The sequence below is a fragment of the Halostagnicola kamekurae genome, from assembly GCF_900116205.1.
Lineage (GTDB): Archaea > Halobacteriota > Halobacteria > Halobacteriales > Natrialbaceae > Halostagnicola > Halostagnicola kamekurae.
Window position 1 is genome coordinate 1,444,575 of record NZ_FOZS01000001.1, and the last position, 25,507, is coordinate 1,470,081.

The window sequence follows — 25,507 nt, forward strand, 5'->3', positions numbered from 1 at the left end:
GGTCGAACGGGTAACTGATCGAACGCGTTTGAGCGAAAATGGAGGGATCGAGTCGTTACTCGCTCGCCGAGGCGGCTTCCGCCTCTTCGTCGCCCTGGTCGTGTTCGACGTCCTCGTCGGATCGAGCTGCGACGAGGCCACCGCGGGCGACGCTGTAGAGCGGTTCGTTCGCGTGGGTCACGCCGCTGATCGAGAACGGAATGTTCGCGTCCTCGAGGTGATCGCGAAAGAGATTCTCGAAGCCGCTCGGACTCGAGGTCCCGCCGGTGACGACGACCGGCACGTCGAGGCCCTCCTCGACGTCTTCCTCGTCGACTTCGCTGACGATGTTCTCGATGACGTAATCGAGGAGGTTCTCGTAGTAAATCGAGAGCGCGCCCTCGACGCCGCCGACGTCGGTCGTGAAGTCGAGTTCGAAGTCGTCCTCTTTGATCGAGGTGACCTTATCGACGGGCGTGCCGGTCGCTCGAGCGGCCTGTTCGTCGACCCAGTCGCCGCCGCGGGCGACGGAGAACTTCATCACAGGGACCGCGTAGTAGGCCAGACAGACGTTCGTCATCCCGGCGCCGAATGAGATGCCGAGTCCGGTGAAGTTGTTGTCCGCGAGTTCGGAGTAGATGACGGACATCCCCTCGTTGATCGGTTCGGCGTCGTATCCCATGTCGTTTAGGAACGACTCGATCGTCTTCTGGTGATACAGCGTCGAGAGGTCGTCGTCGATCGGATCTGCGGGGGTCGAGAAGTAGAGTTTCTCGTCCGGATACGTCGGCTCGCCGACGACCTGCTCGATGATGAGTTTCATCATCGGGATGGCCGATTTCTCGTCGTTCGAGAGGATGCCGTGTTTCATCGGCCGCCGCGTCTCCTTGTTGAAAATGTTCGCGAAATTCAGCGCGTCGTCGCCAACGACGTACACTTTGTCGTCCTTGCGAATGTGGAGGACTTCGCTTCGCGAGAGCATCTGCTCGGCCATGTCCGAGTACTCGATCTCCACGAAGGAGTTTCGCTGCTGTACGAATACCGTATCGTCGCCATCCTGCTGGGCAGACAGGATGTTCATTGTCCCAACGTCTAGGCCTTTGGCCATAGTTTGGGAAGGCCACTGGCGACTTATAAATCTATGTGAGGTTCTTTTATTCGACAGGTTTCGGAAAGAATTCCGTTTTCTTCAGCGAGGTTGGCGTTACTTTCGGCTGAGCAGCGATTGGACTCGTCGTACGCCCGACCGCAACGATGTCGCGATAGTGTCGAGAGCGCCATCCGAATCGTCCGCCGCCAGCTCCTCGGCCCGTTTCTGCTCTCTGAGCTCTTTGAGCTTCGCCGTCTGGTCCTCCACGGACGAACTCGAGGTCGTCGTCTTCGTCTCGCCGCCCTTGAGTCCCTTGAGACCGGCCACCTGCGAATCGACGCCGGACGATCGGGTCGTTTTCGCCGTATCGCCGATCTCGACGTTGTCGAACTCGTTACCGCTGAAGCTCAGTTGCGTGTTGTCGTCCTTTTCGACGCCGCCCCACGAGAGTTCGACGTCCTCCATCGCGTCGTCGATGTCCTGTTGAATCTCCTCGTCGGTGTAGGACTCGGAATCGGCCCGTTCGCCGTCTCGAGCCTCGCCGACGCCGGCCGACTGGGCGAGCTCTAAGTAGTGGGCAATCAGCGCACCCCCCGTGGATGCGATGAGCCCCGCGATGCCGACCGCGTAGATGGCGACGACTTCGACGGTGTAATCCTGACCGAAGCCGTTCCAGTCCGACGGATACGCATAGAAGAAACCGAGGACGGCTCCGAACGTTATCGCTGCGCCCGCGAGCGACGTATAGAGCATCCGTCGGTTCGAGGGTAACAACACGACGATTCCGAGCATCATCGCCGGAAGCGAGAGCATTCCGAACCCGTAGGCCGGTTCGGTCCACGTCACGTACGCCGTCGATTGTGGCTCATGCGTGCTCCCCCAGATGAAAAGTACCAGCGCCGTCACTGCGAGTCCGATCCCGCCGAAGAACAGCCCGAATCCAACGTAGACGTCGTTTCGACCCGACGGCTCGCCGATGTACTGGCGATAGAGGTCGAAGAGGTATCCGTCCGAATCGCCTCGTGCTACCATTGGCCCTCCATTTAGACTGCAGTACCATGACTTTTCGGACCGGCTGAACGTCCGACCGTTCGAACCGAACGCGGGGTGAGATCGTCTCGAGGGGCCAAAGCGCCGCCGTTTTACGTGCGCCGACGAATGAAAGTGTAATGAGCCAGCAGTCGGAGTACAGCGAGGGAGACCTCCGAAACACCGGAATGAGCCTCAAGCACGATCGGGAGTGGGACTACGAACTCGAGCGGATCGTCGACGAAATCGACGACCGCGACGCCACGAAGGTCGGCCTTCAGTTCCCCGAGGGCCTCAAACGCCGCGGGCCGAAGGTTGCGGACGACCTCCGAGAGCGCGTCGGCGACGACGTGACGATCATGCTCTCGGGCCAGCCCTGTTACGGCGCCTGTGACCTCGATACGTACTTGATGAAACGCACCGACGTCTTCGTCCACTTCGGCCACTCGCCGATGAAGGACACGGACAAGGTGATCTACGTCCCGCTGTTCTCGAACGTCGACGTGACGCCGATCATGGAGGAAGCCCTCGAGACGCTCGCAGACCCCGACGACGACCCCGAGGTCGGCCTCGTGACGACGGCCCAACACATGAATCTCTACGAGGAGATGCGCGAGTTCCTCGAGGAACGGGGCTACGAGGTCGACAGCCGTCGCGGCGACGACCGACTGACCCACGAGGGACAGGTTCTGGGCTGCAATTACGCCAGCGCTGACGTGCCCGCGAACCAGATTCTCTACGTCGGCGGTGGCAAGTTCCACCCGCTCGGGCTTGCGATGGAACACCCCGACAAACACGTCGTCATCGCCGACCCGGTCAACAACGTCGTGACGGTCGCGGACACCGAGAAGTTCATGAAACAGCGCTACGGCGCGATCCACCGCGCGATGGACGCCGAGAAGTGGGGCGTCATCTTCTGTACCAAGATCGGACAGGGCCGCTGGGAGCAGGCCCAGGACATCCTCGACGAAAACGACGACGCCTACCTCATCACGATGGACGAGGTCACGCCCGATCGACTCCGGAACTTCGACATGGACGCCTTCGTCAACACCGGGTGTCCTCGGATCACGACCGACGACGGCCCGCAGTTCCACAAGCCGATGCTCACCCCCGGCGAGTACGAGATCGCCGTCGGCCACGAACCGCTCGACAGCCTCGAGTTCGATACGTTCCACGGCACCTGGTAATCTCCTGCGAAAACGCGTTCTGCCGTATCCTCCGATACCACTGAGAGAAGCGTTCTACTCCCGTGACTATCCGCTTTCACAGTCCTAAGAGGTTTGGGAACGCGCTTAATGAGATCGCGCTCCCAGAGCGGGTAATGACGAACTATGCGAACCGTCCGACGAGTAAACCTGCAACTGGCGACGAGAAACGCCTCGATGTGACGCTCAAGGCGCTCGCCGACCCCGTTCGACGCCGTCTCGTCGCGTTCGTACTCGAGACACCGCGATCGACGCGGACGGCCGCGGAACTCGCGAACCGACTCGAGGGCGAAGACGGGTTTTCGGTCGCCTCGCTCGAGAGTCTGCTCCTCGATCTGCACCACCGCCACCTTCCGATGCTCACCGATGCGGGGGTGCTCTCCTACGATCCGGAGACGAAACGCGTCGACGCGGCCATCGGCGCTGCAACCCTCGAGGAGAAGACCCCCGACGCGTTCGAATCGGGACTCCTCGAGCACCTCGAGGATCAGGATCGGAACGCCGACGAGACGGACGCGCTGTTCGAGGCGCTCGCCGATCCGCGCCGGCGGCGGATCGTCGAAACCCTCGCCGACCGCTCGCACGCCGTCACGGTCGAGTCGATCGCGATGGATCTCACCCGTGAACCGGACCACGGGAACACCCAGTCGGTCGCGCCCGGCGACTGGCGACACGTTATGGGCGCCATCGTACACACCGATCTGCCGCTCCTCGAGGACGCCGGCCTGATCGAGTACGACCGCGACGAAAGCAGCGTTCGCTATCGAGACGGGTCGGGCCGAGACGACGAGACCGCCGCTATCGTCGAACTCTCGGCGTCGTGTTGAGTATAGCTCTCGAGCGTTCTGATTCGTCCTCGGTTTCATCTCGGTCACACACCCCATTTCGCGGCGACTCTCACGGTTTGAGGCGAAACGATAACACTTACCCGCACACTCCGAGCACCCACACGTATGACAACGAGCGACTGGGGCGAGTGGCTTGTTCGTGCGATCGAGGACGCCGATCCGGACGGCGTCGCCGTCTGGTACTTCGGCTGTAACGGCTTCGCGCTGAAAGGCGACGAGGGAACGACCGTTTTCATCGATCCCTATCTCGGAACGGGGAGTCCCCCGCGGACGATACGCATGATTCCCGTTCCCTTCGATCCGGAGGATGTCACCGAAGCGGACGCCGTGCTCGCGACCCACGAGCACACGGACCACGTCGACGGCCCGAGTCAGGCCCCGATTCTCGAGACCACCGGCGCGACGATGTACGGTCCCGACGACAGTCTCGCCGTCACTCGCGAGGAAGGTTGGACCGACGAGTGGGACCTCGCGGACGACCAGTTCGAGGAAGTATCCGAGGGCGATACGTTCGAAATCGGCGAGTTCACCGTCAACGTCGAACCCGCGAACGACGCCGACGCCACCCATCCGGTCAGCTACGTCATCGAACACGACGCCGGGACGTTCTTCCACGGCGGCGACTCGAAACCGGCTGAGGAGTTCGAACGAATCGGCGAGGAGTACGACATCGACCTGGGCGTGCTCGCGTTCGGAACCGTCGGAAACATCCCCGACAAGCAGACCGGCGAACCGAAACGAACGCGCTGGTACAACGACGAAAACCAGATCGTCGAGGCGGCGAACGCGCTCCGACTCGAGACGCTCTGTCCGAGCCACTGGGACATGTGGAAGGGACTGACCGCCGACCCGAAGGCGCTCTCTCACCACACGAATAGTTTCGAGTATCCGATAAATCTCGAGATCATCGAAATCGGGGACCGCGTCGACCTCTAGTAATCGCCGACCGTCGCTCGACTGGTGCGTTCAATCACTCTCTACTCTGGTATCGAGGCCACGATAGCCTGTACGACGTTCGATAGGCGGATTCGAAACTGCCGTGCATTTTATAGTAATGGTAAGTTAATAGTGCGCTTATGAGTTCAGCCGCCGACACAGATCAGGTGATCGAAGCCAGTGCCGACGGGGTGACAGTTCGGAAGCTCTTTGCGGCCGACGAGTTCCCGGTTCCCGCAATCCGGTTTGAGATCGACTCGAGTCGCGACGAAGCGGTGACCGTTACCGTTTCCGAGACCATCCCCGAGTCGTTCCCGATGGACGGCGTCGGTTTCCATCCGAACTACTACAGCGAGAACTGGACCGCGTTTCAGGACCACCACGTCGAATTCACCCGGACGCTCTCCCCGGAGGAAACGCTCGTCACCGTCTACGGCATCCGAATCGGCGACGAATCCGAAGCCGCGCCGTTTCTGACCGACTCGATCTCCGTCGATGTCGAACTGCCGGCGGATAGCGGAAACGAGGAATCGGCCGACGACAGAGAGACGCAGGAGATGGGGACGGACGCCGTCGGCACGGAGGGAACCGAAGTCGACGACACCATGATCGACGAGATCATCACCGACGACCGAAACCAGGTCGTCAAAGACATGATCGCCGGCGAGTCCGACTCGGTCCCCGGCCTCGATGCGGATACCGCACAAACCGACTCGTCCGCGGACGAAACGGCCGAAGCCGAGACGACCGACGACGCAGACGACCTCGGCCTCGACCGGGCAGCCGATACGGACGAATCGGATCGTGAGGGCGATGTACTGGCAGACAACACGGAAGGCGATGCGGCGGCCGAGCCCGACGGCGTCGACCTCGAGTTCGAGGAAGACGACATTCCGCCGTCCGGCGAAGACGAATCGGCGGCGGTCGACGACGCTGACGATCTCGGCCTCGGTCCGGCAGACGTGACTGAAGACGACAACGAGGAAGACGGCGGCGAGCTAGATGCCGAGACAGCGGACGACGTCGACGAACCGGCCGACACCGACGAATCAGACGCAGATTCGGACGGCGTCGACCGACCTGACCCGGAATCAGACAACGTCGGCGAACCGGACTCGGACGACTCCGATGTTGGTGTCGATACCGACCCGTCGTTCGAAGGCGACGGAGATGTCGATGGCGACGCCAGTTCGCTCAGCGCACGACTCGCGGCCGAACTCCGGGCCGGGTCGGTCAGCGACGAGGATCTCGAGGTCCTCCGGTCTGAACTCGATGTCGAGATGAACGGCCCCGATCTGGCGCGGGTCGATCACCTCCAGTCGCGGGTCGAAGAGGTCGCCGCCTACTCCGGGGCGATCGAATCGTTCCTCGACGAGTACGGGACCGGCGAACAGATCATCGAGCAGTTCCGATCCGAACTCGAGAGCGTCGAGTCCGAACTCGACTCGATCGATACGCGGGTCGATGCGACAGAGTCTGAACTCGAGTCCGTCGCCGCCGACGTCGATCACATCGAGTCGGAGACGGCGCTGTTCGGCGAACAGTTGCACTCGGCGACGGATCGCCTCGACGAGGTCGCCGACGACGTCGAGGGAATCGACAGCAGATTCGAAGCCGTCGAATCCGAAATCGACGCGGCCCACACCGTCGTCGAGGACCTCGAGGAGACTGTCGAAACGAACGCGTCCGATATCGACGACCTCGAGAGCGAGGTCGACAGCGTCGCCGAGGACGTCGAAACCGTCGAAGCGACTGTCGAGACGGTTGAAGAAACCGTCGGGGACGTCGAAGCGTCCGTCGAAGGCGTCGAAACGTCCGTCGACGAAGTCGAGGAGACAGTCGCGACAGTCGAAGAAACCGTCGGTGAGGTCGAGGGGACCGTCGACGAAGTCGAGAACACGGTCGCGACGGTCGAGTCATCGGTCGAGGACGTCGAAACGACGGTGGCAGATGTCGAACAAACTGTTGCGGACGTCGAGTCTGAGGTCGAAACGCTCTCAGAGGAAGTCACCGATCTGAACGAGTGGCGCGACGAGCTGGGTTCGATGTTCTCGAACTAACCCACGAGCGCGACGAAACGCAACTCGTTTACTTCTCGGTTGCTGTTTTTCGGTCAATGGGCGAGACGATCCCGATCGCGATTCCTCGAAAAGGACGGCCGCTCGAGTCGGTCCTCGATCGGCTGGCGAACCAACTGGGAATCGGCGACCTCGCGGACGACATCAGTTCGACGCTCCGTCACGAGAAGGCGCTCACGAAAGGGTCGCTTTCGAGCGATCGCGACGTCTATCATCGTCTCACAGCCTACAGTAACGTCGACGAGCCGACCGAGCCGGAGTACACGCTGTTTCGGGACGACCGGGCCGGGAAACCGCGGCGGATCGTCTTCGATAGCGTCACGATTCCACTCGAGGGCGTCGAGGGTGTTCCCGACGGCACGTCGATACAACTCGTCGGGCGCGAAGAGCCGTTTCGGGCCCTGCGAACCCACGAGTTCGCGCTCGGGTTCGACAGCGCCGACCTCGTTCTCGAGGAAGTCGTCGAACTGCGGCCGGAGCCCTTACAGCGAATCGCGGACGTCAACGCCCGCATCGATCCCACGGATACCGACGTGCGGGTGGTCACCGGTCTCGGCGATACGGTCTATCACACCCTGATGGCGACGCCGAACGCGACGCCGGCATCGGAGTCGATCGACCGGGCGTTCCTCGAGGAGTACGCCGGCCCGCTCTGTATCGTTCCGCGATACGAGCGGCTCGTGCAAGCGGTGCTGGGCACGGACATTCTCGACGGTATCGAGTTCGAGTACCCCACTCCCGCGATCGAAGAGGAGGCCGCTATCGCCGACGCGGGCGTGGGAGTGTATCTGACCGTGACCGGATCGACCGCTCGAGAACACGGGCTCTTGCTCGGCGAGCAACTGTTCCCGAGCGAAACGGTGCTGATGGAGAACACCGCGGAAACGAACGAGACCGTCGAGGCCGCTCGGTCGCTGCTGGCCGATGGCGAGACGGAAACCCAACTCGCGCTCGGTCGATAACGGACCGAATCGCAGTTCTGGTCACACCGCAGTCGAAGTTTCCTCGCTACTCGTCGAACTGCTCGATAACAAGCTGTCGCTCTTCCTCGTCGCGAATCACCGTGACTTCGCCGTCGCGGACGACGATATCGAGCAGCGACGACACGTCGTACTCGCTGTCGACCATCGCGTCGCCGCCGTCGACTTTTCGCATCGCAACGACGATATCGACGATGTTTGCGCCGATCGACTCGAGCGCCTCGGTGATCGCCCGGAGCGTCCCGCCGGTACTGAGCATGTCGTCGAGCAGGAGGACGTTGTCGTCCTCGTCGACGTCGTTGATGTACATCTCGCTTTTCGAGTACCCGGTCTCCTGCGTGAGCGAGACTTCGCCCTCGAGCCCGTACTCGCGTTTTCGGATGACGACGAGCGGGATATCCGTCGTCAGCGAAACCGCGGTCGAAATGTGAATCCCCATCGCGGCAGGGGTCACGATCTTGTCGACGTTCTCGAGGTCCGCGGCACGGACGATCCGAGTGACGACCTCGCGCAGCAGGCTCGGCTCGAGCACCGGGACGCAGTTGCTGATCGGGTGGACGAGGTACTCGTAGTCGTCTTTCTCGATGATCGGCGCGTCGTGGACCGACCGCTCCAGTTGTTCCATGCCGATACTTCTTGTGGCGCGAATAAAAGCTATTGATCGATGTTCGGCTCAGGTATTTCTTGGTATCATGGGCTCAGGCCGCCTGAACGTCGCCGCTTCGGGCGTTCTCGAGCCTCGTCTTTTCTCGAGAAGACAAGGTATAAATGGGAAATTCGAGAGGTGAGAGACAACGCTTCATGTCTGGACAGAGGGACAGCGAAATAGAACTCGCGTACGAACTCGACGAAAAACCGCCGATATCGGAGGCGGTTCCGCTCGGCATTCAACACGTTCTGGTGATGATCGTTCCATCGACCGCAGTCGCGTTTCTCGTTGCCGGCGAGGTCGGATTGGGGGCCGCCGATACGGGGTATCTCGTCCAGATGGTCCTTCTGTTCTCCGGGCTCGCGACGATCGTTCAGGCGTACACGATCGGTCCGGTCGGTGCCAAACTCCCGATCGTCATGGGCACGAGCTTTACGTTTTTAGGGGCGGCGAGCGCCATCGGAAGCCAACAGGGATTGGCGGCCGTCTTCGGTGCGGTACTGGTCACCGGACTCGTCGTCGAGGGACTCATCGGCTGGCAGTTCAGACGCATTGAGCCGTTTTTCCCGCCGCTGGTAACGGGGCTCATCGTGATCATCATCGGATTGTACCTCATCCCGACGGGGATGGAGTACGTCGGGGGCGGCGATCCGACCGCGGCGAGTTTCGGCTCCGTGCAGAATCTCGGACTCGCGGCGCTCGTGTTGTTTATCGCGGTGTTGTTCAACCTCTTTCTCGACGGCGTGGCGCGAATCCTGAGCGTCTTCATCGGGATCGCCGTCGGCTACGCGGTCGCGATCGCGTTCGGCGTCGTCGACTTCAGTCCGATCGCCAACGCGTCGCTGGTCGAGGTCCCGACGCCGGGTGAGTTCGGGTACGCGTTCGATCCCGTCGCGATCGTCACGTTCGCGTTCCTCTTTCTCGTCTCGGCGATGGAAACGGTGGGAGATATGTCCGGCATTACCGCCGCTGAAGGCCGAAACCCCGACCAGGAGGAGTTCCGCGGTGGCATCTTCGCAGACGGACTCATGAGTTCGATCGGCGCCGTCTTCGGCTCGTTTCCGGTGACCTCGTTCTCGCAGAACGTCGGTATCGTCAATTTCACGGGCATCATGAGCAGGCACGTCGTCGGGGTTAGCGGCGTCTTCCTGACGATCATGGGACTGAGCCCGATCGCCGGAGCCGTCGTGACGACGATTCCGGAACCCGTGTTCGGCGGTGCCGTCCTCGTGATGGTCGGCATGGTCGCCGCGAGCGGAATGCGCTTGCTGTTTTTGAACGTGGAGATGAACCGGCGGAACATGGTCATCGTCTCGACGTCGCTCGGCCTCGGTCTCGGCGTCGCGGTCGTCCCCGAAGCGCTTCAGGGGCTGCCGAGAGCGGCACAGACGTTCTTCGGCGAAGCGGTCATCATGACCGGCCTGTCCGCACTCCTTTTGAACACGTTCGTTCCGGGCGACTCGAGTCCGCTGTTCGACGATCCGGACGAGACCGCCGATCAGGCCGGCGAAACGGCCTCGATCAGCGACGACTGACTGGACGACGGGTCCACAAACGGATCTCCGGCTCACGGTCGCCAATAATTAAGCGATCCGCCGAGAACGACTACTCGTGAAACGAATTATTAGCACGGATAACGCACCGGCCGCTGTCGGCGCGTACAGCCAAGCGACGACGAACGGCGACCTCGTCTTCACCGCCGGACAGATCCCGTTGACACCCGACGGCGAGTTGCTCGCGGACGAGCCGATCACAACACAGACCGAGCAGAGCCTCACCAACGTCGAGCAGGTGTTAGCCGAGGAAGGCCTCGAGATGAGCGACGTTCTCAAAGTCACCGTCTATCTCGACGATATCGAGTCCTTCGACGAGATGAACGACACGTATGCGACGTACTTCGACGAGGAGCCGCCGGCCCGAAGCGCCGTCGAAGTCGCCAATCTGCCGAAAGGAGTGGGTATCGAAATCGAAGCGATCGCAACGGCCAACTGAGGGCCGTTACGGACTCGTCCCGTCCGCCGACTCTCGAGCGCCCTCGAGGTCCCGTGCGATTTCGGTCGCCGACTCGCGAATCTTCTCCGCGTCGAGCGAGCGAACGTCGCCGTCGTCGACGAGGACGGTTCCGTCGACCATGGTGAACTCGACGTCGTCGCCGTGGGCCCCGAAGACGAGATGAGAGATCGGATCGTGGACCGGTGTCGCACGCGCTTTGTCGGTGTCGATGCCGATGACGTCCGCGCGCCATCCGGAACGGAGTTTTCCGAGGCGATCGAAGCCGGCCGCCTTCGCGCCGTTGACCGTGGCCATCTCGAATATTTCTTCGGCCGGAATGGCGACCGGGTCCAGTCGGTCGACCTTCTGTAACAGGCTCGCCTGTCGCATCTCCGTGAACGGATCGAGCGTGTTGTTACACGGCGGGCCGTCGTTTCCGAGTGCAACTGGGATTCCGCGCTCGAGATACTCCACGATCGGTGCGACGCCGCTCGCGAGTTTCATGTTCGAGGAGGGACAGTAGGTGACGTGCGTTCCCGTCTCGGCGAGGATCTCTCGCTCGCGTTCGTTCGTCCAGACGCAGTGGGCCAACACGACGTCCTCGCCGGTGAGTCCGACCTCGTCCAACCACTCGATGTTTCGCATTCCGGTGTCCGATTCGACGGTGTCGATCTCGCCTCGATTCTCGCTCGCGTGAGTGTGAATTCGAACGCCGTCGTAGGCGTCGGCGAGCTCTCTGGCACCACGGAGACACGCCTCGGTACACGAGACGGCAAAGCGCGGCGTGACCGCGTATCGGATTCGATCGTCGAACGAGCCGTGATACTCCCGGATCAGGTCTTCGGATTCTGCGAGCGCGTCTTCGGTTTCCTCGAGAAGCCCCTCCGGGGACCGCTGGTCCATCATCACCTTTCCGAGAACTCCGCGGATCCCGCTCTCACCGGCGGCTTCGAACGCTCTGTCAGCGTGGTTGACCGAGAGGTGGTCGATACATGTCGTCGTCCCGCTCTGGAGCATCTCGAGGTACCCGAGCTTCGCTGCGGTCTCCATCTCCTTGCCCGACAGCGACGCCTCCATCGGGAGCACGTACTCGAAGAGCCACTCGAGGAGTTCCGAGTCGTCCGCGATCCCGCGACCGAGACTCTGGACCGAGTGGATGTGACCGCCGACGAGTCCCGGAGCGAGGAGGTCGTACTCGCGCTCCTCGAGATCGGGATACTGGTCGCGAATCGCTGTGCGTTCGCCGACGGCGGCGATCCGTGAGCCCTCGACGACGACCGCGCCGTCGTCGAAGACCGTCCTCGAGTCGGCGATAACCGTTCCGGAGAGTAGCATCTAGCCGCTGAATTCGGGCCCAGCGGCAAAACGATTTGTGTCCGTGATGAGGTGCCAGTGCTACCAGAAAGAACTAACATTCAATATAGCGTCATGAGATTTATTTGTCCGGCAGCAACCACCAGCCACATACTACTAAACATCATTTTATATTGATGTTTTCTGGATGGACAGCAAACGCGTACGATAGAGCAACTGCTAGACGACCACGACTCTTTGTGGCTGTCCTCTCTGACATAGTCTACTCGTCGATACGAGACCGTCCGATTGAACGTGTGACGGGACGAATCTCAGGCACGTTCACACAGCCGATCGGGGCACAGAGCTATGGGCACCGAACCCTCCTCGAGTGGCTGTCCGTCATCAGTATACGAAAGAGAGAACGATTTGAAACCACTCGAGTCGATCGAACAGTACTCAGTTTACACAGGCGTCCGACCACTGTAGAAGTCGAGGCAATATCGACTGGTGGCAAGCACAGAACGTCGTAGCGCGGGAAGATGCCCGTGAACGCGGCAGTTTCTAACTTGGGCTACGACGCTATCAGGCTGGTTTTGGGACCCACAGCGACGTCACCTCCGTTCAACTGGGTGGATGAAGCGTCTACGGTGAGATACGGAATTCGATTTTTGAGACGCTGTACGGGTGCGAAAGCGTACACCGGACGGCACTATCGAGTTCAGCACCTCCTCAGCACGTGTTCGGCTGTTCGATGCTTGTTTCGGTCGATCGTGCTTATCACAGCGGTCGTGAACGCGCGCGGTCAGCCCCGCGGCATCGGCGTGACACAGCGTCCCGTTCGTACACCGAAGTCTCCTCACGTTCTGGGGTCGGCTGAAGACATCGATTTCCAGCAGCGCTTCGGTTCTGTATCGTGCGTAGCGTATGGCCACCTTCTCTCGTTGTCATCCTCGATCTGCTTCTTGGCGACTGCAGCTCCGGATGGCTGTCCTGCCGGAGGATCGCTCCGTGTCTCTGAGACGTTATGCGTCCAGCCCAGATTGGGCCGTGATATCGGCCAGTACCGAGCAATTCGAGGACTTCGACGACGGCTCGAGCCGACAACTCCATCGAATAGAGACCCACCCCGACACCTCTCTAGGTGTTTGCGGTGCACTCGTCTTCCCAAACTCCACCATATCCACGTCTACGGTCTCTCAGAGCAGGTCGTCGAGTTGCGTAGGCGCTTCTTGCCACCACTTATTCATCCCTCGACTCTCATCTAACCAGTGCCCACTGGACCGGCCACAGGATTGACTGGTGGCGTCTCGAACGCCGTGAGGATCCCACGTACGGACCGTTCAACGCCGTTGAGCGGTTCGTGTATGCGTTTCCTTCGCCTGTGCGGCCCAAGCAAATATTTGGTTGTGATGGAGGGCGAAATCGTCGAAGAACGGCCCCGAGAGATTTCGCTGAATACTGCATGCTTGATGAACTACGCGAGGAGATCGATTAGTACCGGGCGGTCGGGTAGTCCCATCGCAGACCAGGTTCGACGGTGGGACCGATTGTTTCCGCCGGCATTCGCGATCGGGGTGGCCAGTCGACGATCGGCCGTCACTGTTACCGAATCGCGAAACTCTCGTCGGAAACGCCGCATTCGGCGACGGTTCGTTCGACGTTTTCCCCGAGGAAATACTGCTGCCTACAATACCTATGAAATGTGTTAGCTAGAACAAACGTGTCGGCGGGTCGAAGCGTGGAGAAGATGATCGTGATCTCGAGGCGAAGATTAGATCTCAACTCCTTGCCCTAGAAGAACTATTTATCTAGAATTGCAGGACCACATATAGCGCCAGTAACGCCATAGTGCTCGAGATAAAATCCCTTAGCTCGAAATATGGGATACTTTGAAGGTGCCACAATCGAATGCGTCTCGTATGTCCGAATCCGTCGAGACTACTCGGAAATCCGTAAAGACCTACCTTCCCGAGTACCAGAAAGACGAGTGGAGATCCCACGCCGAAGCGCTCGGAATGAGCCAGAGCGAGTTCGTCAGGACGATGGTCCAGGCCGGACGAAACGGGTTCGAACCGGCGGACGAGGAACCCGGTTCTGCGAGCGCAGACCCTAGGGGTAACGACCTCGAAAGCAGGGTCCTCGAGTTACTGTCCACTGACACGTATTCATGGGACGAACTCCTCGAGGCGGTCAGCGACGACATCGAAGCGAGACTCGAGGAAGCGCTCAGCGAACTACAGGAAGAAAACCGAATCCGCTACAGCGGTCGCCACGGTGGATACACCGTCATCGAGGATACGGATGGCGACTAACGCCGACGCGACCGAGGACGGTTCCGACCCCATCGAGTACTTCCTCGAGGACCAGCGCTATCACGGCAAAAGCGAGCGGACGCTCGCGGCCTACGACCGCGTTCTCCACGAGTTCGAGGCGTACGTCAGTTCGGAGTTCGAGGCCGTCGAATCGCCCGGCGACGCCGACCGGCGCGAGTGTATGGCCTGGATTCACTCCCTTCGCGGTGCTCGAAAACCCAGTACGATCGCGACCTACGCCTCGTATCTCAAACGCTTTTACGACTACATGAACAGGGTCGGGGAGTTCGACGAGAACCCGATGGCGCTTGTGATGGAGGAGATGTCCGAATCCATCGATACGAACCCCACACGCCGCGATATCTCCGTTTCCGAAATGCGGTCGTTCGTCGACTCGATCGGCCATCCGCTCGAGCGCGCGGTGATCGTCACGCTGCTCAAAACCGGGATGCGCGTGGGCGAACTCTGCAATCTCGATCTTCGTGATCTGCACATCGACGTTTCGCGACTCGAGTACGACCGACAGCCGCGCGTAGAGCTCGAGCGGCGAGCGGACTCGCTTTTCGTCTCCGCGAGGCCCGCTCGCGGGGCCACCGTCAACGGCGAAGAGCGGACGGCCTCGAACAAGCGCGAACGCGATACGATCGTTCCCGTCGATGCGGAGCTTCGACGGACCCTCGAGCGGTGGCTCGCGATCCGCCCAGATAGCCGATCGCCGGCGGAACCGCTCTTTCTCGACACCGGCGAGTCGTGGGGACAGCGACTTACACCAGGGGATATTCGCTATATCGTCGAGAAACACGCTCGAGAGCGGGGCTGGTACCGAACGGGCGGCGGCGCGACCGAAAACGTGACGCCGCACTACTTCAGACACTTCTTTACGACACACCTCAGGGATCGAACCGGCGACCGCGGCGTCGTGAAGTACCTCCGCGGAGACGTCGCGAGCGACGTAATCGACACGTACACCCACAACTGGGGCGATCAGGTTCGGATGGTATACGAGTCGAACATCTATACTATTTTCTCCTAGATTTTATATGTAATCAACTCTTAGGTCATAGGAAATTGTAATCGCATTGATGATCTACTGGTTTGAATGGAACACGTATATCGTATTCCGCTATATCATATTGTCCGCCCACGATGGGGGAACGTACGACGATTCGACTCGAGATGGAAGTAAGGTCGCGATCTGCGTGAAAGCAGGATTGACAAACGGAGAAGTGCCAATCACCGCTGTAGCAATCCCAGAATCCGATTCCGAACGTCGTCGGCGGACTCGTACGATTCGTCGTCGACCGGCCGCAGTACCTCCCCGACGGATTTCGACCCGTTCTGTGCGTCGACCTCACTGTCGCCGTAGGCCTCGAGTATATCGTCGGTGGTCGCCGGATACTCCAACGTCTCAAGTTCGTCGTCGAGTTCGCCGAGTTGATCAGTGGACCCGGACTCGACTGGCTCGGGTTCGTCGGCGCGGTCGCGCGCTTCCTCGAGTTCTCGCTCTCGCTGTCGGCGCTCTGCGTCGTCGGCCTTTTTGTCTCGTGCGTTCTTGTCGTCTGCCATCCCCTATTGTAGGACGGCGAACGCCATAATGCTGTGTGACCTGGTGGGGGTGAATATATCCCAAAAGTGAGCGCGTACCGACGGTGTCGTTCGAGTAGCCTGTCGATTTCGCCGCTAGTGTGTTGCCGTCAGGACGTCGTCGACGTTGAAGATATCCTCTTGTAATCCGTTTCCGTCACAGTCGTCGTTCGGACACTCGTAGTGCCACCCGTCGCGCGTCGCCTCGCCCTCCGCGAAGCGCTCGCCACAGACGTGACAGCAGAGTTGTGATTTCGTACACGAGTCCCGGTGCAACTCGAGGGCAAGTTCAGTCTGGAACGACTGATTGCAGTTACGACAGGTGTGCATGATTCGTCAGACGACAGCATCCGTGAAAACTGCTTGGGTTCTCTGATTCGCGCCTGTCCGCGTCTCGAGGGGTCTATGCGGTATAGCCAGCAGCGGAGCGCACTCGAAAAACGAGCGAGTGAGAGACGAGAATTGATTCGAGAGACCATTCGAATCGGCCCGCTCGAGCGAGCCGATTACTCGTCTCGACCGAGAATGCCGCGTTCGGTCATTTTCGCGGGATCGAGCACTTCGTCGGCTTCGTCCTCGGTCAGGTAGTCTTTCTCGAGGGCGACCTCGCGAACGGTCTTGTCCTCTTTGAGCGCTGCTTTCGCCACTTCGCTGGCCTTGTCGTAGCCGATGTGGACGTTCAGCGAGGTCGCGAGCGCCATCGACTGGAGAACCGCAGACTCGCAGTGCTCGCGGTTTGCCTCCAGTTCGTCGACGAATCGGTCGGCGAAGGTCGAACTCGCGTTCGAGATGAGTTCCGCCGACTCGAGGAAGTTGTGCGCGAGGACGGGTTTGTAGAGGTTAAGGTCGATCTGTCCCTCCGCGGCGGCCGAGGAAATCGCGGCGTCGTTGCCGATGACCTGTTTGTGAACCTGGTTGACTGCCTCCGCGACGACCGGGTTGATCTTGCCGGGCATGATCGACGAACCCGGTTGATTCTCGGGCTGTTCGATCTCACCGAGTCCGTTCCGTGGACCGGACGCGAGCAGTCGGAGGTCGTTCGCGATCTTGTTCAGCGAGCCAGCGACGACCCGAAGCGAGCCGTGGGCCTCGGACATCGCGTCGTGGGCTGCCTGGGCCTCGAAGTGGTCGTCGGCTTCGCGGAACTGCACGCCCGTCTCCTTGGTGATGTACTCTGCGGCGCGGCCGGGGAACTCCTCGTGGGTGTTCAGGCCGGTTCCGGTCGCGGTGCCGCCGAGTGCGAGTTCCGAGAGGTGATCGCGGACCGAATCGACGCGGTCGAGACCCTTCTCGACCTGGGTTCGGTAGCCGCCGAACTCCTGACCGAGCGTGACCGGCGTCGCGTCCTGCAGGTGGGTTCGCCCGGTCTTGACGACGTCGTCGAACTCGTCTTCCTTTCGCTCGAGGGCCTCGCGGAGTGTATCGAGGGCGGGGATGACGTCCTTTTCGACCGCCTCGAGGGCGGCGACGTGCATCGCCGTCGGAATCACGTCGTTGCTCGATTGGCCGTAGTTGACGTGATCGTTAGGGTGGACGACTCGGTCGCCGACCTCCGCGCCCATGATCTCGGCGGCGCGGTTCGCGATGACCTCGTTTGCGTTCATGTTCGAGGAGGTTCCGGACCCGGTCTGGAAGACGTCGACCGGGAACTGATCGTCGTGTTCGCCGGCGATGACTTCGTCGGCCGCGTCGATGATCGCCGCGGCGATCTCGTCGTCGACCAGGTCGAGGTCCCGGTTGGCCTGTGCGGCGGCTTTCTTGACGACGCCGAGAGCCCGGACGAAGCGGCGGCCGAACGAAATCCCCGAGATCGGGAAGTTCTGAATCGCCCGCTGGGTCTGAGCGCCCCAGTATGCGTCTTTCGGAACCTGCATTTGGCCGAGACTGTCCTCCTCGATGCGGAACTCGTCATCGTCTGCCATACGCGGAGTGTGGCGGTGAGTCAGGTAAAAGCCACCGAAAGTACGACGTGAGCGGCGAGACAGGGACGACAAGAAAGGGGTGAAGCGGCCGACAAGAAGGGGACGACGCGGTCGGAAAGAGGTGCGACGTGATCCGCGAGAAGCGATTTCGACGCAGCCGACGGAAAACCGCGACTCGGGTGTGCGCGTCGAATGACGCTCTCGACGCAGCGTTTTCCTCGCGAAGTGGTCGGGAGAGACCGGCTCGAAGATAATCAGATCGGTCCAGCGGGTATCGGATCGATCAGGTGAAATCCACGGTGAGCCCGAGCTCGTCGTCACCTGCGCGTTCACGCAACGACCGCTGGAGCCGTTCTCGGCTCGTTTCGCGTACGTCGCGTGCGTCCTCGAGCGACAGATCGTAGATCGTCGGCGGGGCCAGCGAGAACGAACTCGAGCTGGCCGTATCGACGACGACCGAAGCGAGTCCGAGCCGCCGCTGGAAAATCGACCGGCGAGTCGAGATCGTCTGGACGCGATAGTACGGGATGACGGTGGTTCGCCGACGCCAGAATCCGCGACGGATCACGAGGTGGTCCTCGCCGACGTAGTACTGGATGTTGACGTACCGAAGGTGTGCCGCGGGCGGAACGGCGACGAAGACGATCGCGGCGAGATACCACTGCTCGAGGGAGGTCACGAGCGTCACGCCGAAGATGGCGGCGACGAAGACGCCGGCGATGATCGAGTAGCGCGCGACGTATCGGCGTCGGGCGAGCGTCGGTGGGCTGTGAAACTGGGGCGTTTCGGACCCGGTCAGTCGCTCGGTGAACTCGTAGACGCGATCTCGCTGGGCAAGCGGGACGGCCGACTGGCTTCCGGTCCCGCTTTCCGGGCCGTAGCCCGCGGTCTCGATCCACATTCCCGCGTAGTCGATCAGGCGCTGGAGGGGGTTGTCCGTGACCGTGACCGACTGGATCTTCTCCGAGGGGATCGAACCGCTGTATCGCTGGAGCAATCCCCGTTCGTAGACGAAATCACGACCGGCGCGGCTGAGGGTGAAGCCGTAGTACGCGCCGAAGGTGTAGGCGACGCTCACCAGGTACGTGATGATCACACCGTAGGCGAACGACACGAGCGTTAGAACGCCGTAGTTCCCGATGCTCGCGGTCTCGAGATCCGCTGGACCGCCGATGGGCTGGGAGACCGTCAACAGGTGATCGATGACGGGATCGATCGCGATGAAGACGAAAAACAAGAGCGCCGCGCCCAGGGCTGGCCGAAACGAGGTAAACGAGTACAACAACAGCTCTCGCGCCTCGAGTTCGAACAGCGACCGAGTTCGGTCGTCGTGTCGCGTGCGACTAGCAGACTGCGTTCCGACGCCGTGATTCCTCGCGTCGGATTCGTTCGAGACCGAGTTGCGCTCGGCGGCGGTTTCGTCTGCGGACGCCGAGGTATCACTTCCCGGTCGCTCGGTCACGGCGGCACTCGCGTCGGCCTCGGGATCAGTTTCTCGAGTGCCGTCGTGCTCAGTGCCAGTCTCAGATCGAGATTCCGTCGCTCGAGCGGTCCGGCGACGGATCTCGCGCTGGAGTCGGTCGGCTTCTTCCTCGGAGACGAAGTTCAGCCTCGCCTCGGTTTGGCCGCCACCCGCGGTCTCGATGGAGACGACGGCCAGGCCGAGCAGTCGGTGGAGGACGCTGATTCGAACGTCGACGTTCTGGATTCGCCGATAGGGGATTTCGCGGGACCGCCGCGAGAAGACCCCGGACGCGACGTCGAACGTCGTGTCGGTGACTTCGTACTCGTAGCGCATGTAGTAAGCGACGCCGTAGATGCCGCCGAGAACGAACCCGATCGGAGCCGCCGCGATCGTCCACGTGGCCGATCCGAACTCGAGGAACGTCGTTCCCAGCGTGACGAGCGACGTGGCGACGAAGAGCCCGGCAAGCGCACGCTGGAACCCGTGCGTGACCGCCGCGAGGTGATGGAGTCGATTCATACTGCGTCGTCCGTGTCACTTTCGATAGCGAGCTCGCGGAGGGTATCCTGCAGGCGTCGCGCGCGGTCGGGGGTGAGTCCGGGAACGCGGACGTCCGCGTTTCGCGTCCCGGCGGTGTAGACCACTACGCTCGAGAGCCCCAGGGCGCGTTCGATCGGGCCGAACTGGGTGTCGACGTGCTGGACCCTGACGAACGGCACCGCGGTTTCGACGACGGTGATCACGCCGCGCTCGAGATAGAGCGCGTCGTCCTGGAGTTCGAACTGCCAGCGCTGGTAGAGCCGGACGGCGTAGGCGACCGCCAGCGCGCCGGCGAGCCCGATCACGCCGGCTATCGCGGCGACCGGAACGTCGATCGCGGGGATCACTCGATCGACGCCGACCAGCACCGCGCCGAGAACGGCGACGACGATCGCCCCCTGGGCGATCCAGAGCAACCGAATACGCGAGTGGAGGGATTCCATATCAGTACGGTATTAGTTCGTGAGGATAAAAGTAGGGTACCTTCTCGCACGAGGGAATGTACGGTTTATTGATTGGATTTGTCGTTCGCATGCGCGCCGGTACGCCCGTCAGTGCGTTATTCGGTCTCGTCGTACTCGTCGGGGGTGTACGTCGACAACTCGAGCGCGTGGATGTCGGTCGTCATGTGGCCGTCGAGGGCGTCGTAGACCTGCTGGTGTTGCTGGACCAGCGGGAGCCCGTCGAAGGCGGGCGAGACGACCGTCGCCGCGAGGTGGTCGTCGTCGTGTTTCCCGCGAGCGCGCGTGACCGTCGCTTCCGCGTCCTCGAGTTCCGATTCGATGATGTCCGCGACGTCGGTTGGATCCATGTGGGATCGTTTCGCGTCTCGAGCCAAAAGGGCCGCGGTCCGGCTGGCGGGGTTGGATCCCGCGTGTTTATGCCGATCGGAGTCCCGGTCTCGAGTATGTCGCTCGCGAGCGAGACGCGTCGGGCAGCAGAGAACCACCCGTTTTTGATCACAGCGCTTCGAGCGGACGTCGTCAACTACACCGCCGCTGCGCGGTTTCTCGATGTCGACGGGGAGACGGACGCCGTCGCGACCGCACTCCGGCGATACGCCGAGGAGCTACCCGAGTACGAGTCGTCTGCCGGAGATGTTCGCGTCACGATGACGAGCGGGATCGGCCCCCTCGAGGACCCGGCCGACGCCGAATCCGATGGCGGCGATCGCACGCTCGCGGTCGGCGGGTCGGCGTTCGGTCCCGGCGGCGAGGGATACACGGCGATCGTCGCGAGCGGGGCGATCGACGCGTCGTCGCTCTCGTGCGGGCTGGCGGCCCTCGATCTCGCGGGGATCGACGTTGCCGGAGCCGGGTTCGATGGCGAGGATCTGCTCATCGTCGTCGAGCGCTTGGACGGCGCGAACGCCGTTCGGGCCATCGAACGGGTACTCGAGAGCGGGTCGAACGAGTGAATTCGAGACCACCGGCGTCACAAACCAGCCACCGTCGCAAACCCACCGCCGCCGAATCGCAGCCGAACCGCCGGTACGGCATCACACGGTTTAACTTCCGTCCACGGATACGGTGAGGTAATGACCCTGCACGTGACGAACACGTTGACGGGCGATCTCGAGCCGTTCGAGCCGCAGGATCCCGAGAACGTTCTGCTTTACTACTGCGGCCTGACGGTTTCGGATCCGCCCCACCTCGGGCACGCGCGCTCATGGGTTCACGTGGATGTGATGCATCGCTGGCTCGAGCACCTCGGGTACGACGTCCGTCACGTCGAGAACTTCACCGACGTTAACGAGAAAATCGTCGCTCGCGTGGGCGAAGACGACCTCGGCGACAGCGAATCAGCCGTCGCCCGGACGTACATCGATCGGACGATTTCGGACATGCGCTCGCTCAACCTCCTGCGGGCGGAAGTCTACCCACGGGTTTCCGAACACGTCCCGGAGATCGTCGATCTGGTCGAAACGCTCGTCGAGAGGGGCTACGCCTACGAGTCGAACGGGTCGGTCTACTTCGACGTCACGGAATTCGAGGACTACGGCAAACTCTCGAACCAAGATCTCGACGAAATCGAATCGCAGGGCGAACCGGACGAGCGCAGCGAGAAGCGCCATCCGGCCGATTTCGCCCTCTGGAAGGCGGGCGGCGTCGATCCGGACGCGGTCGAAGAACATCGCCACGAGGGCGTCTCCGGCGAGCCACCGGCGGGGCTGACCTGGGACTCGCCGTGGGGCGAGGGCCGTCCCGGCTGGCACATCGAGTGCTCGGCGATGAGCATGACCCACCTGGGCGAGACGCTCGACGTCCACGTCGGCGGCCGCGACCTCGTTTTCCCCCACCACGAGAACGAGATCGCCCAGTCCGAGGCGGCGACCGACGCCCGGTTCGCCAACTACTGGCTCCACTGCGAGCTGTTCCAGATGGACGACGAGAAGATGTCCTCGAGTCTCGGCAACTTCGTCACGGTCAGCGAGGCGGTCGACGCCTGGGGGACGAACGCGCTGCGGACCTTCCTCACCGCCGGCTCCTACAACAGCAAACAGCTCTACTCCGACGAGACGATCTCCGAAGCCAGGGAGCGCTGGGATCGCCTCGAGCGAGCCTACGACGCGGCCGTCGCGGCCGTCGACTCGCCGGACGCGGCGACCAAGGTCTCGGACACGTCGTTGCGAACCGCCGTCGACGACGCTCGAGACGCCTTCGAAGCCGCGATGAACGACGACTTCAACACCCGCGAGGCGCAGTCGGCGCTGCTGGAAGTGGCGACGGCGATCAACCGCCATCTGGACTCGGTCGACGATGCCGACGGGGGAGACGGCTACGATTACGTCGGGCTTCGCCGCGCCGTCGAAACGCTCGAGGAGTACGGCGGAATTCTCGGGCTCTCGTTCGACGGTCAGACGACCGGATCGGCGGCCCTTGCAGGCGATGTCGTTGAGCTCGTCCTTGACGTTCGCGAGCAGGAACGCGAGCGAGGGAACTACGAGCGCGCAGACGAGTTACGTGACGAACTCGAGGCGCTCGGCGTCGAGGTGCAAGACACCGACGACGGCGCAACCTACCGACTCGAAACCGACGAATAACTCCGATTGCGAGTCTGCGGGACGCTGGTAACGACGGGATATAGCGCGCCGGATTCGGGAGGGCCCACGATACTTTTACTGCCGCTGCAAGTGCTTCGAGCGTATGAACCGCCGCGCGTTCATCGCGACAGTCGGCGTCGGGGGCGCGGGACTCACCGCGGGATGTATCGGTGGCTTTCTCGAGGATTTGACGACCTATGAGGCGGCCCCCGCCACCGTTTCGGACGCCGCGCTCGAGTCGACCGGCTACGAACACGACGAGACCGACCGGTGGACCGACGAGGAGTCGTTCGCGACCGAAACGGTGACGGTGACGAGTTACGCAAACGAGTACAGCCGAACGATCGATCTCTCGGTCCTCGGAATGGGAGAGATCAGAGCCGGCGTGTTCGGCGCGATTTCGACGCCGAAAGTCGAGGTGGCCGGGGAGAGTTACAACCCGGTCGGGGAGATGGACCACGACGAACTCCTCGCGGATCTACAGGATCGGTACGGGGAGCTTTCGGTAGCGAGCGACGCGGAAGTCGCCACCCGGGAACTCGATGCGGTCTCACAGACGGTCTCGATAGCGACCTACGAAGGCGAAGCGACGCTCGAGGACGACGAGAACGTCGACGTGTTCGTCGACGTCACCCAGCCCGATCACGGCGACGACCATCTGATTTTTGCAGGCGTCTACCCGCAGGACATTCCGGACGAAGCCGACCGCATCGACACGTTGATCGAGGGAGTCGAACACGAGAGCGGGGGCGACTAACTGCAGAACAAAGGTGGGTCTCGAGCGGGGCTTACAGCCCGAGTGCGGTCGAAATCTGTATCCCGCTTGCGATCACGCCGACGAGATAGCCGCCGATCGCGCCGCCGTTGAGAAGCGGTAAGCCGGCGTGTGCGCGACCTTTCGTCACCATGTACATCAGTACGAGAAGGCCAGCGGTGGTGCCGAGTATCGCTCCGAGCGCCGGGACGTTCAACGCGACTCCCGGAACGTCGATCGCTCCCCCCTCGAGGAAGAACGCGGCGCTCGCGACCAGAATCGTCGGGATGACGGCATCGCCGAGGCCGATGAAGAGGGCGTCACGCCCGCTCCCTTGGCCGTCGTCCGAACTCGCCCCGCCACTCGAGGTATCCGCACCGGTGTGGCTGCTGTCGGCACTCGACCCATCGGTGACAGTCGGAGTATCGTCGCCCGTACTCGAGTCGTTGGTAGCACTCGAGCCGTGGCCTGATCCGTCCGTCGTGCTCGAGTCGTCCTCGAGCACGCCGTCCGTGCTGCCTTCGGCGAGATAGGAGTAGGGGAGACTCGTCGGGATGATGAAGATCACGGGGATGTTGAGGTCCATCACTCCGTCGGCGAGATCGAGCATGTGTTCGGTTTTGTAGACACTGATCGCGTCGTAGATCGCCAACACGGCGAGAAACAGGATTGCCGGGAGCAACCCAAAGCTAATACCGAACAGTCCGCCAGCGCCGGCGGCCATCACTACCCCGGCGACGTCGATGACGTACCACTCCGGATAGACCAGGAGCGCGCCGGCGACGCCGACGGCGGCGACGAGCGCGAGCGCGTTCACTGATCCGACCGAGACCGCCGGGGGGATCACCTCGGTGAAGACGTAGTAGGCGAGCATCCCGCTCACGGCGATTATCAGTCCGCGAATCAGGCGTTCGGCATCATACTTGAACGCCGCGAGCATGATTCCGGTGGCGACGAGGATAACGGCGAAGTAAATGGCGCTGTTGGTCGGATCCGTTGGATCGTCGACGGCCTGTCGGTCGGCATCGTAAAACGGCTCTACCAGTGCCAGCGCACCGAACTGTACGGTGAGAAACAGCAGGACCGTCATCCCGACGGCGAGGACCATTCGTGCCCGTTGGTTCATAGCCGGCCGTTCGAACCCCTCCGGTATCTGTGTTTTCCTCTCTCGGAACCGTTCGACGAGTCGTTCCTCGAGGTCGAGGCGGTAGATCGGGACACTCGAGAACGAACCGCAGCGATCAACGCGCGTAGAGGGTGGACCCGACCAATGACGGCTGGTGGACGCCGTCGTCGGGCGTCACCGCGTAGTACGGCCGGTCGACGGGCCCGAACACGTCGACGACGCGACCGACCTCCGACAGGCTGTCGTCGAGAACCATCGTACCGATCGTGTCGTCAACGTTGTCGCGTTCTCCTGTTACGCCTGCAGATTCGTCTTCCGGTCTGATGACGAGCAGTCCCTGCGCGATTCGAACGACCTGACCAACTCGCTGCATCACTCGCGCATGGCGACGACGTAGGCCGCCACGGCCTGTACCAAATCGTTCTTCGTCGAGTCCTCCGCGCCGCGGACGACGACCCGCCCCCGCTCGTCCCAGGGCGCTCTCGAGTAGGACTTATCGCGCTCGACGATCGCGTCGTAGCCGATCTGCTGGACGGCCTTCGCGATTTCGTCGACCGTCGGCTCGTCGACGGCGAGATCCTCGGGAACCCGGCGTCCGTCGGCCCGGGAACAGGTCGCGTCGAGATAGGCGGGCCAGATGACGTTTTCGACCATGTCCATCCCTGCGAAGGCCGGC

Annotated in this window: 25 protein-coding genes; 12 read left to right on the forward strand and 13 right to left on the reverse strand. The window is 61.9% G+C overall.

Features of this window, described 5'->3' with window-relative positions:
• Window positions 1-55 precede the first annotated feature (55 nt).
• Both BM348_RS07440 and BM348_RS07445 read right to left on the reverse strand, forming a co-directional pair.
• Window positions 56-1,087 (reverse strand): hypothetical protein, encoded by a 1,032-nt coding sequence (locus BM348_RS07440; RefSeq protein ID WP_092903400.1) that lies wholly within the window; start codon window positions 1,085-1,087, stop codon window positions 56-58.
• Between the two features lie 96 nt (window positions 1,088-1,183).
• Window positions 1,184-2,101, reverse strand: a complete 918-nt coding sequence (locus BM348_RS07445; protein ID WP_092903402.1) for a DUF7139 domain-containing protein — start codon at window positions 2,099-2,101, stop codon at window positions 1,184-1,186.
• 137 nt (window positions 2,102-2,238) lie between these two features.
• On the opposite strand from BM348_RS07445, the gene dph2 reads away from it, so the two are divergent.
• The 5 genes from dph2 to BM348_RS07470 all read left to right on the forward strand — a co-directional run bounded on the left by dph2 (window position 2,239) and on the right by BM348_RS07470 (window position 8,130).
• Window positions 2,239-3,288 carry a diphthamide biosynthesis enzyme Dph2 gene (gene dph2 / locus BM348_RS07450; RefSeq protein WP_092903404.1) on the forward strand — a complete coding sequence of 350 codons (1,050 nt, stop codon included), beginning with the start codon at window positions 2,239-2,241 and terminating at the stop codon, window positions 3,286-3,288.
• A 134-nt stretch (window positions 3,289-3,422) separates the two neighbouring features.
• Window positions 3,423-4,133, forward strand: coding sequence for a DUF7344 domain-containing protein (locus BM348_RS07455; protein ID WP_092903406.1), 711 nt, complete (start codon window positions 3,423-3,425; stop codon window positions 4,131-4,133).
• A gap of 126 nt (window positions 4,134-4,259) precedes the next feature.
• Window positions 4,260-5,090, forward strand: coding sequence for an MBL fold metallo-hydrolase (locus BM348_RS07460; RefSeq protein ID WP_092903408.1), 831 nt, complete (start codon window positions 4,260-4,262; stop codon window positions 5,088-5,090).
• A gap of 140 nt (window positions 5,091-5,230) precedes the next feature.
• Window positions 5,231-7,150, forward strand: coding sequence for an AAA family ATPase (locus BM348_RS07465; RefSeq protein ID WP_092903411.1), 1,920 nt, complete (start codon window positions 5,231-5,233; stop codon window positions 7,148-7,150).
• 56 nt (window positions 7,151-7,206) lie between these two features.
• Entirely contained in the window at window positions 7,207-8,130 is a 924-nt protein-coding gene (locus tag BM348_RS07470) for a hypothetical protein (protein WP_092903684.1), read from the forward strand.
• A 46-nt stretch (window positions 8,131-8,176) separates the two neighbouring features.
• On the opposite strand, the gene hpt is transcribed toward BM348_RS07470, so the two are convergent.
• The gene (gene hpt, locus BM348_RS07475) at window positions 8,177-8,773 is read right to left on the reverse strand and encodes a hypoxanthine/guanine phosphoribosyltransferase (RefSeq protein ID WP_092903414.1); all 597 of its coding nucleotides are present in this window, start codon (window positions 8,771-8,773) and stop codon (window positions 8,177-8,179) included.
• A 176-nt stretch (window positions 8,774-8,949) separates the two neighbouring features.
• Here hpt and BM348_RS07480 point away from each other — a divergent pair, with 176 nt between their 5' ends.
• Both BM348_RS07480 and BM348_RS07485 read left to right on the forward strand, forming a co-directional pair.
• The gene (locus BM348_RS07480; RefSeq protein WP_092903416.1) at window positions 8,950-10,332 is read left to right on the forward strand and encodes a uracil-xanthine permease family protein; all 1,383 of its coding nucleotides are present in this window, start codon (window positions 8,950-8,952) and stop codon (window positions 10,330-10,332) included.
• A gap of 76 nt (window positions 10,333-10,408) precedes the next feature.
• On the forward strand, window positions 10,409-10,789 hold the full coding sequence (locus BM348_RS07485; protein ID WP_092903418.1) for a Rid family detoxifying hydrolase: 381 nt from the start codon (window positions 10,409-10,411) through the stop codon (window positions 10,787-10,789).
• Window positions 10,790-10,795: 6 nt separating this feature from the next.
• Here BM348_RS07485 and BM348_RS07490 read toward each other — a convergent pair whose 3' ends face one another.
• Entirely contained in the window at window positions 10,796-12,124 is a 1,329-nt protein-coding gene (locus BM348_RS07490) for a 5'-deoxyadenosine deaminase (protein ID WP_092903420.1), read from the reverse strand.
• A 1,880-nt stretch (window positions 12,125-14,004) separates the two neighbouring features.
• On the opposite strand from BM348_RS07490, the gene BM348_RS07495 reads away from it, so the two are divergent.
• Both BM348_RS07495 and BM348_RS07500 read left to right on the forward strand, forming a co-directional pair.
• Window positions 14,005-14,397 carry a DUF5805 domain-containing protein gene (locus BM348_RS07495; protein WP_092903422.1) on the forward strand — a complete coding sequence of 131 codons (393 nt, stop codon included), beginning with the start codon at window positions 14,005-14,007 and terminating at the stop codon, window positions 14,395-14,397.
• Window positions 14,387-15,430 (forward strand): tyrosine-type recombinase/integrase, encoded by a 1,044-nt coding sequence (locus BM348_RS07500; protein ID WP_092903424.1) that lies wholly within the window; start codon window positions 14,387-14,389, stop codon window positions 15,428-15,430. Before BM348_RS07495 ends, BM348_RS07500 begins: the two co-directional genes overlap by 11 nt.
• A 200-nt stretch (window positions 15,431-15,630) precedes the next feature.
• Here BM348_RS07500 and BM348_RS07505 read toward each other — a convergent pair whose 3' ends face one another.
• The 6 genes from BM348_RS07505 to BM348_RS07530 form a co-directional block, all read right to left on the reverse strand.
• On the reverse strand, window positions 15,631-15,963 hold the full coding sequence (locus BM348_RS07505) for a DUF5789 family protein (protein WP_092903426.1): 333 nt from the start codon (window positions 15,961-15,963) through the stop codon (window positions 15,631-15,633).
• 114 nt (window positions 15,964-16,077) lie between these two features.
• Window positions 16,078-16,311, reverse strand: coding sequence for an HVO_2901 family zinc finger protein (locus BM348_RS07510; protein ID WP_092903428.1), 234 nt, complete (start codon window positions 16,309-16,311; stop codon window positions 16,078-16,080).
• A gap of 176 nt (window positions 16,312-16,487) precedes the next feature.
• A complete protein-coding gene (locus BM348_RS07515; protein WP_092903430.1) occupies window positions 16,488-17,903 on the reverse strand; it encodes a class II fumarate hydratase in 1,416 nt (471 codons plus the stop codon).
• A 283-nt stretch (window positions 17,904-18,186) separates the two neighbouring features.
• Window positions 18,187-19,887 carry a PH domain-containing protein gene (locus tag BM348_RS07520; protein WP_092903432.1) on the reverse strand — a complete coding sequence of 567 codons (1,701 nt, stop codon included), beginning with the start codon at window positions 19,885-19,887 and terminating at the stop codon, window positions 18,187-18,189.
• On the reverse strand, window positions 19,884-20,351 hold the full coding sequence (locus tag BM348_RS07525; protein WP_092903434.1) for a PH domain-containing protein: 468 nt from the start codon (window positions 20,349-20,351) through the stop codon (window positions 19,884-19,886). Before BM348_RS07525 ends, BM348_RS07520 begins: the two co-directional genes overlap by 4 nt.
• A gap of 116 nt (window positions 20,352-20,467) precedes the next feature.
• Window positions 20,468-20,719, reverse strand: coding sequence for a BolA family protein (locus BM348_RS07530; protein ID WP_092903435.1), 252 nt, complete (start codon window positions 20,717-20,719; stop codon window positions 20,468-20,470).
• 96 nt (window positions 20,720-20,815) lie between these two features.
• On the opposite strand from BM348_RS07530, the gene BM348_RS07535 reads away from it, so the two are divergent.
• The 3 genes from BM348_RS07535 (at window position 20,816) to BM348_RS07545 (ending at window position 23,708) form a co-directional block, all read left to right on the forward strand.
• The gene (locus tag BM348_RS07535) at window positions 20,816-21,325 is read left to right on the forward strand and encodes a DUF7523 family protein (protein ID WP_092903686.1); all 510 of its coding nucleotides are present in this window, start codon (window positions 20,816-20,818) and stop codon (window positions 21,323-21,325) included.
• 120 nt (window positions 21,326-21,445) lie between these two features.
• A complete protein-coding gene (cysS, locus tag BM348_RS07540) occupies window positions 21,446-22,951 on the forward strand; it encodes a cysteine--tRNA ligase (RefSeq protein ID WP_092903437.1) in 1,506 nt (501 codons plus the stop codon).
• 103 nt (window positions 22,952-23,054) lie between these two features.
• The gene (locus BM348_RS07545) at window positions 23,055-23,708 is read left to right on the forward strand and encodes a DUF6517 family protein (RefSeq protein WP_092903439.1); all 654 of its coding nucleotides are present in this window, start codon (window positions 23,055-23,057) and stop codon (window positions 23,706-23,708) included.
• 31 nt (window positions 23,709-23,739) lie between these two features.
• Here BM348_RS07545 and BM348_RS07550 read toward each other — a convergent pair whose 3' ends face one another.
• From BM348_RS07550 to srp19, 3 genes are all read right to left on the reverse strand, one after another.
• Window positions 23,740-24,831, reverse strand: coding sequence for a presenilin family intramembrane aspartyl protease PSH (locus BM348_RS07550; protein WP_092903441.1), 1,092 nt, complete (start codon window positions 24,829-24,831; stop codon window positions 23,740-23,742).
• 115 nt (window positions 24,832-24,946) lie between these two features.
• Entirely contained in the window at window positions 24,947-25,204 is a 258-nt protein-coding gene (locus tag BM348_RS07555) for an H/ACA ribonucleoprotein complex subunit GAR1 (RefSeq protein WP_092903443.1), read from the reverse strand.
• On the reverse strand, window positions 25,204-25,485 hold the full coding sequence (gene srp19 / locus BM348_RS07560; protein ID WP_049954026.1) for a signal recognition particle subunit SRP19: 282 nt from the start codon (window positions 25,483-25,485) through the stop codon (window positions 25,204-25,206). Before srp19 ends, BM348_RS07555 begins: the two co-directional genes overlap by 1 nt.
• Between the last annotated feature and the right edge of the window lie 22 nt (window positions 25,486-25,507).

Excerpts from the sequence above, each read along its gene's own strand:
- dph2 (WP_092903404.1), top strand. The coding sequence starts at position 2,239 with ATGAGCCAGCAGTCGGAGTACAGCGAGGGAGACCTCCGAAACACCGGA.
- BM348_RS07515 (WP_092903430.1), bottom strand. The coding sequence starts at position 17,903 with ATGGCAGACGATGACGAGTTCCGCATCGAGGAGGACAGTCTCGGCCAA.
- BM348_RS07440 (WP_092903400.1), bottom strand. The coding sequence starts at position 1,087 with ATGGCCAAAGGCCTAGACGTTGGGACAATGAACATCCTGTCTGCCCAG.
- BM348_RS07465 (WP_092903411.1), top strand. The coding sequence starts at position 5,231 with ATGAGTTCAGCCGCCGACACAGATCAGGTGATCGAAGCCAGTGCCGAC.
- cysS (WP_092903437.1), top strand. The coding sequence starts at position 21,446 with ATGACCCTGCACGTGACGAACACGTTGACGGGCGATCTCGAGCCGTTC.
- BM348_RS07520 (WP_092903432.1), bottom strand. The coding sequence starts at position 19,887 with ATGAATCGACTCCATCACCTCGCGGCGGTCACGCACGGGTTCCAGCGT.
- BM348_RS07460 (WP_092903408.1), top strand. The coding sequence starts at position 4,260 with ATGACAACGAGCGACTGGGGCGAGTGGCTTGTTCGTGCGATCGAGGAC.
- BM348_RS07545 (WP_092903439.1), top strand. The coding sequence starts at position 23,055 with ATGAACCGCCGCGCGTTCATCGCGACAGTCGGCGTCGGGGGCGCGGGA.
- BM348_RS07500 (WP_092903424.1), top strand. The coding sequence starts at position 14,387 with ATGGCGACTAACGCCGACGCGACCGAGGACGGTTCCGACCCCATCGAG.
- BM348_RS07490 (WP_092903420.1), bottom strand. The coding sequence starts at position 12,124 with ATGCTACTCTCCGGAACGGTTATCGCCGACTCGAGGACGGTCTTCGAC.
- BM348_RS07470 (WP_092903684.1), top strand. The coding sequence starts at position 7,207 with ATGGGCGAGACGATCCCGATCGCGATTCCTCGAAAAGGACGGCCGCTC.
- srp19 (WP_049954026.1), bottom strand. The coding sequence starts at position 25,485 with ATGGTCGAAAACGTCATCTGGCCCGCCTATCTCGACGCGACCTGTTCC.
- BM348_RS07455 (WP_092903406.1), top strand. The coding sequence starts at position 3,423 with ATGACGAACTATGCGAACCGTCCGACGAGTAAACCTGCAACTGGCGAC.
- BM348_RS07550 (WP_092903441.1), bottom strand. The coding sequence starts at position 24,831 with ATGAACCAACGGGCACGAATGGTCCTCGCCGTCGGGATGACGGTCCTG.
- BM348_RS07445 (WP_092903402.1), bottom strand. The coding sequence starts at position 2,101 with ATGGTAGCACGAGGCGATTCGGACGGATACCTCTTCGACCTCTATCGC.
- BM348_RS07510 (WP_092903428.1), bottom strand. The coding sequence starts at position 16,311 with ATGCACACCTGTCGTAACTGCAATCAGTCGTTCCAGACTGAACTTGCC.
- BM348_RS07555 (WP_092903443.1), bottom strand. The coding sequence starts at position 25,204 with ATGCAGCGAGTTGGTCAGGTCGTTCGAATCGCGCAGGGACTGCTCGTC.
- BM348_RS07535 (WP_092903686.1), top strand. The coding sequence starts at position 20,816 with ATGTCGCTCGCGAGCGAGACGCGTCGGGCAGCAGAGAACCACCCGTTT.
- BM348_RS07505 (WP_092903426.1), bottom strand. The coding sequence starts at position 15,963 with ATGGCAGACGACAAGAACGCACGAGACAAAAAGGCCGACGACGCAGAG.
- BM348_RS07530 (WP_092903435.1), bottom strand. The coding sequence starts at position 20,719 with ATGGATCCAACCGACGTCGCGGACATCATCGAATCGGAACTCGAGGAC.
- BM348_RS07480 (WP_092903416.1), top strand. The coding sequence starts at position 8,950 with ATGTCTGGACAGAGGGACAGCGAAATAGAACTCGCGTACGAACTCGAC.
- hpt (WP_092903414.1), bottom strand. The coding sequence starts at position 8,773 with ATGGAACAACTGGAGCGGTCGGTCCACGACGCGCCGATCATCGAGAAA.
- BM348_RS07495 (WP_092903422.1), top strand. The coding sequence starts at position 14,005 with ATGTCCGAATCCGTCGAGACTACTCGGAAATCCGTAAAGACCTACCTT.
- BM348_RS07525 (WP_092903434.1), bottom strand. The coding sequence starts at position 20,351 with ATGGAATCCCTCCACTCGCGTATTCGGTTGCTCTGGATCGCCCAGGGG.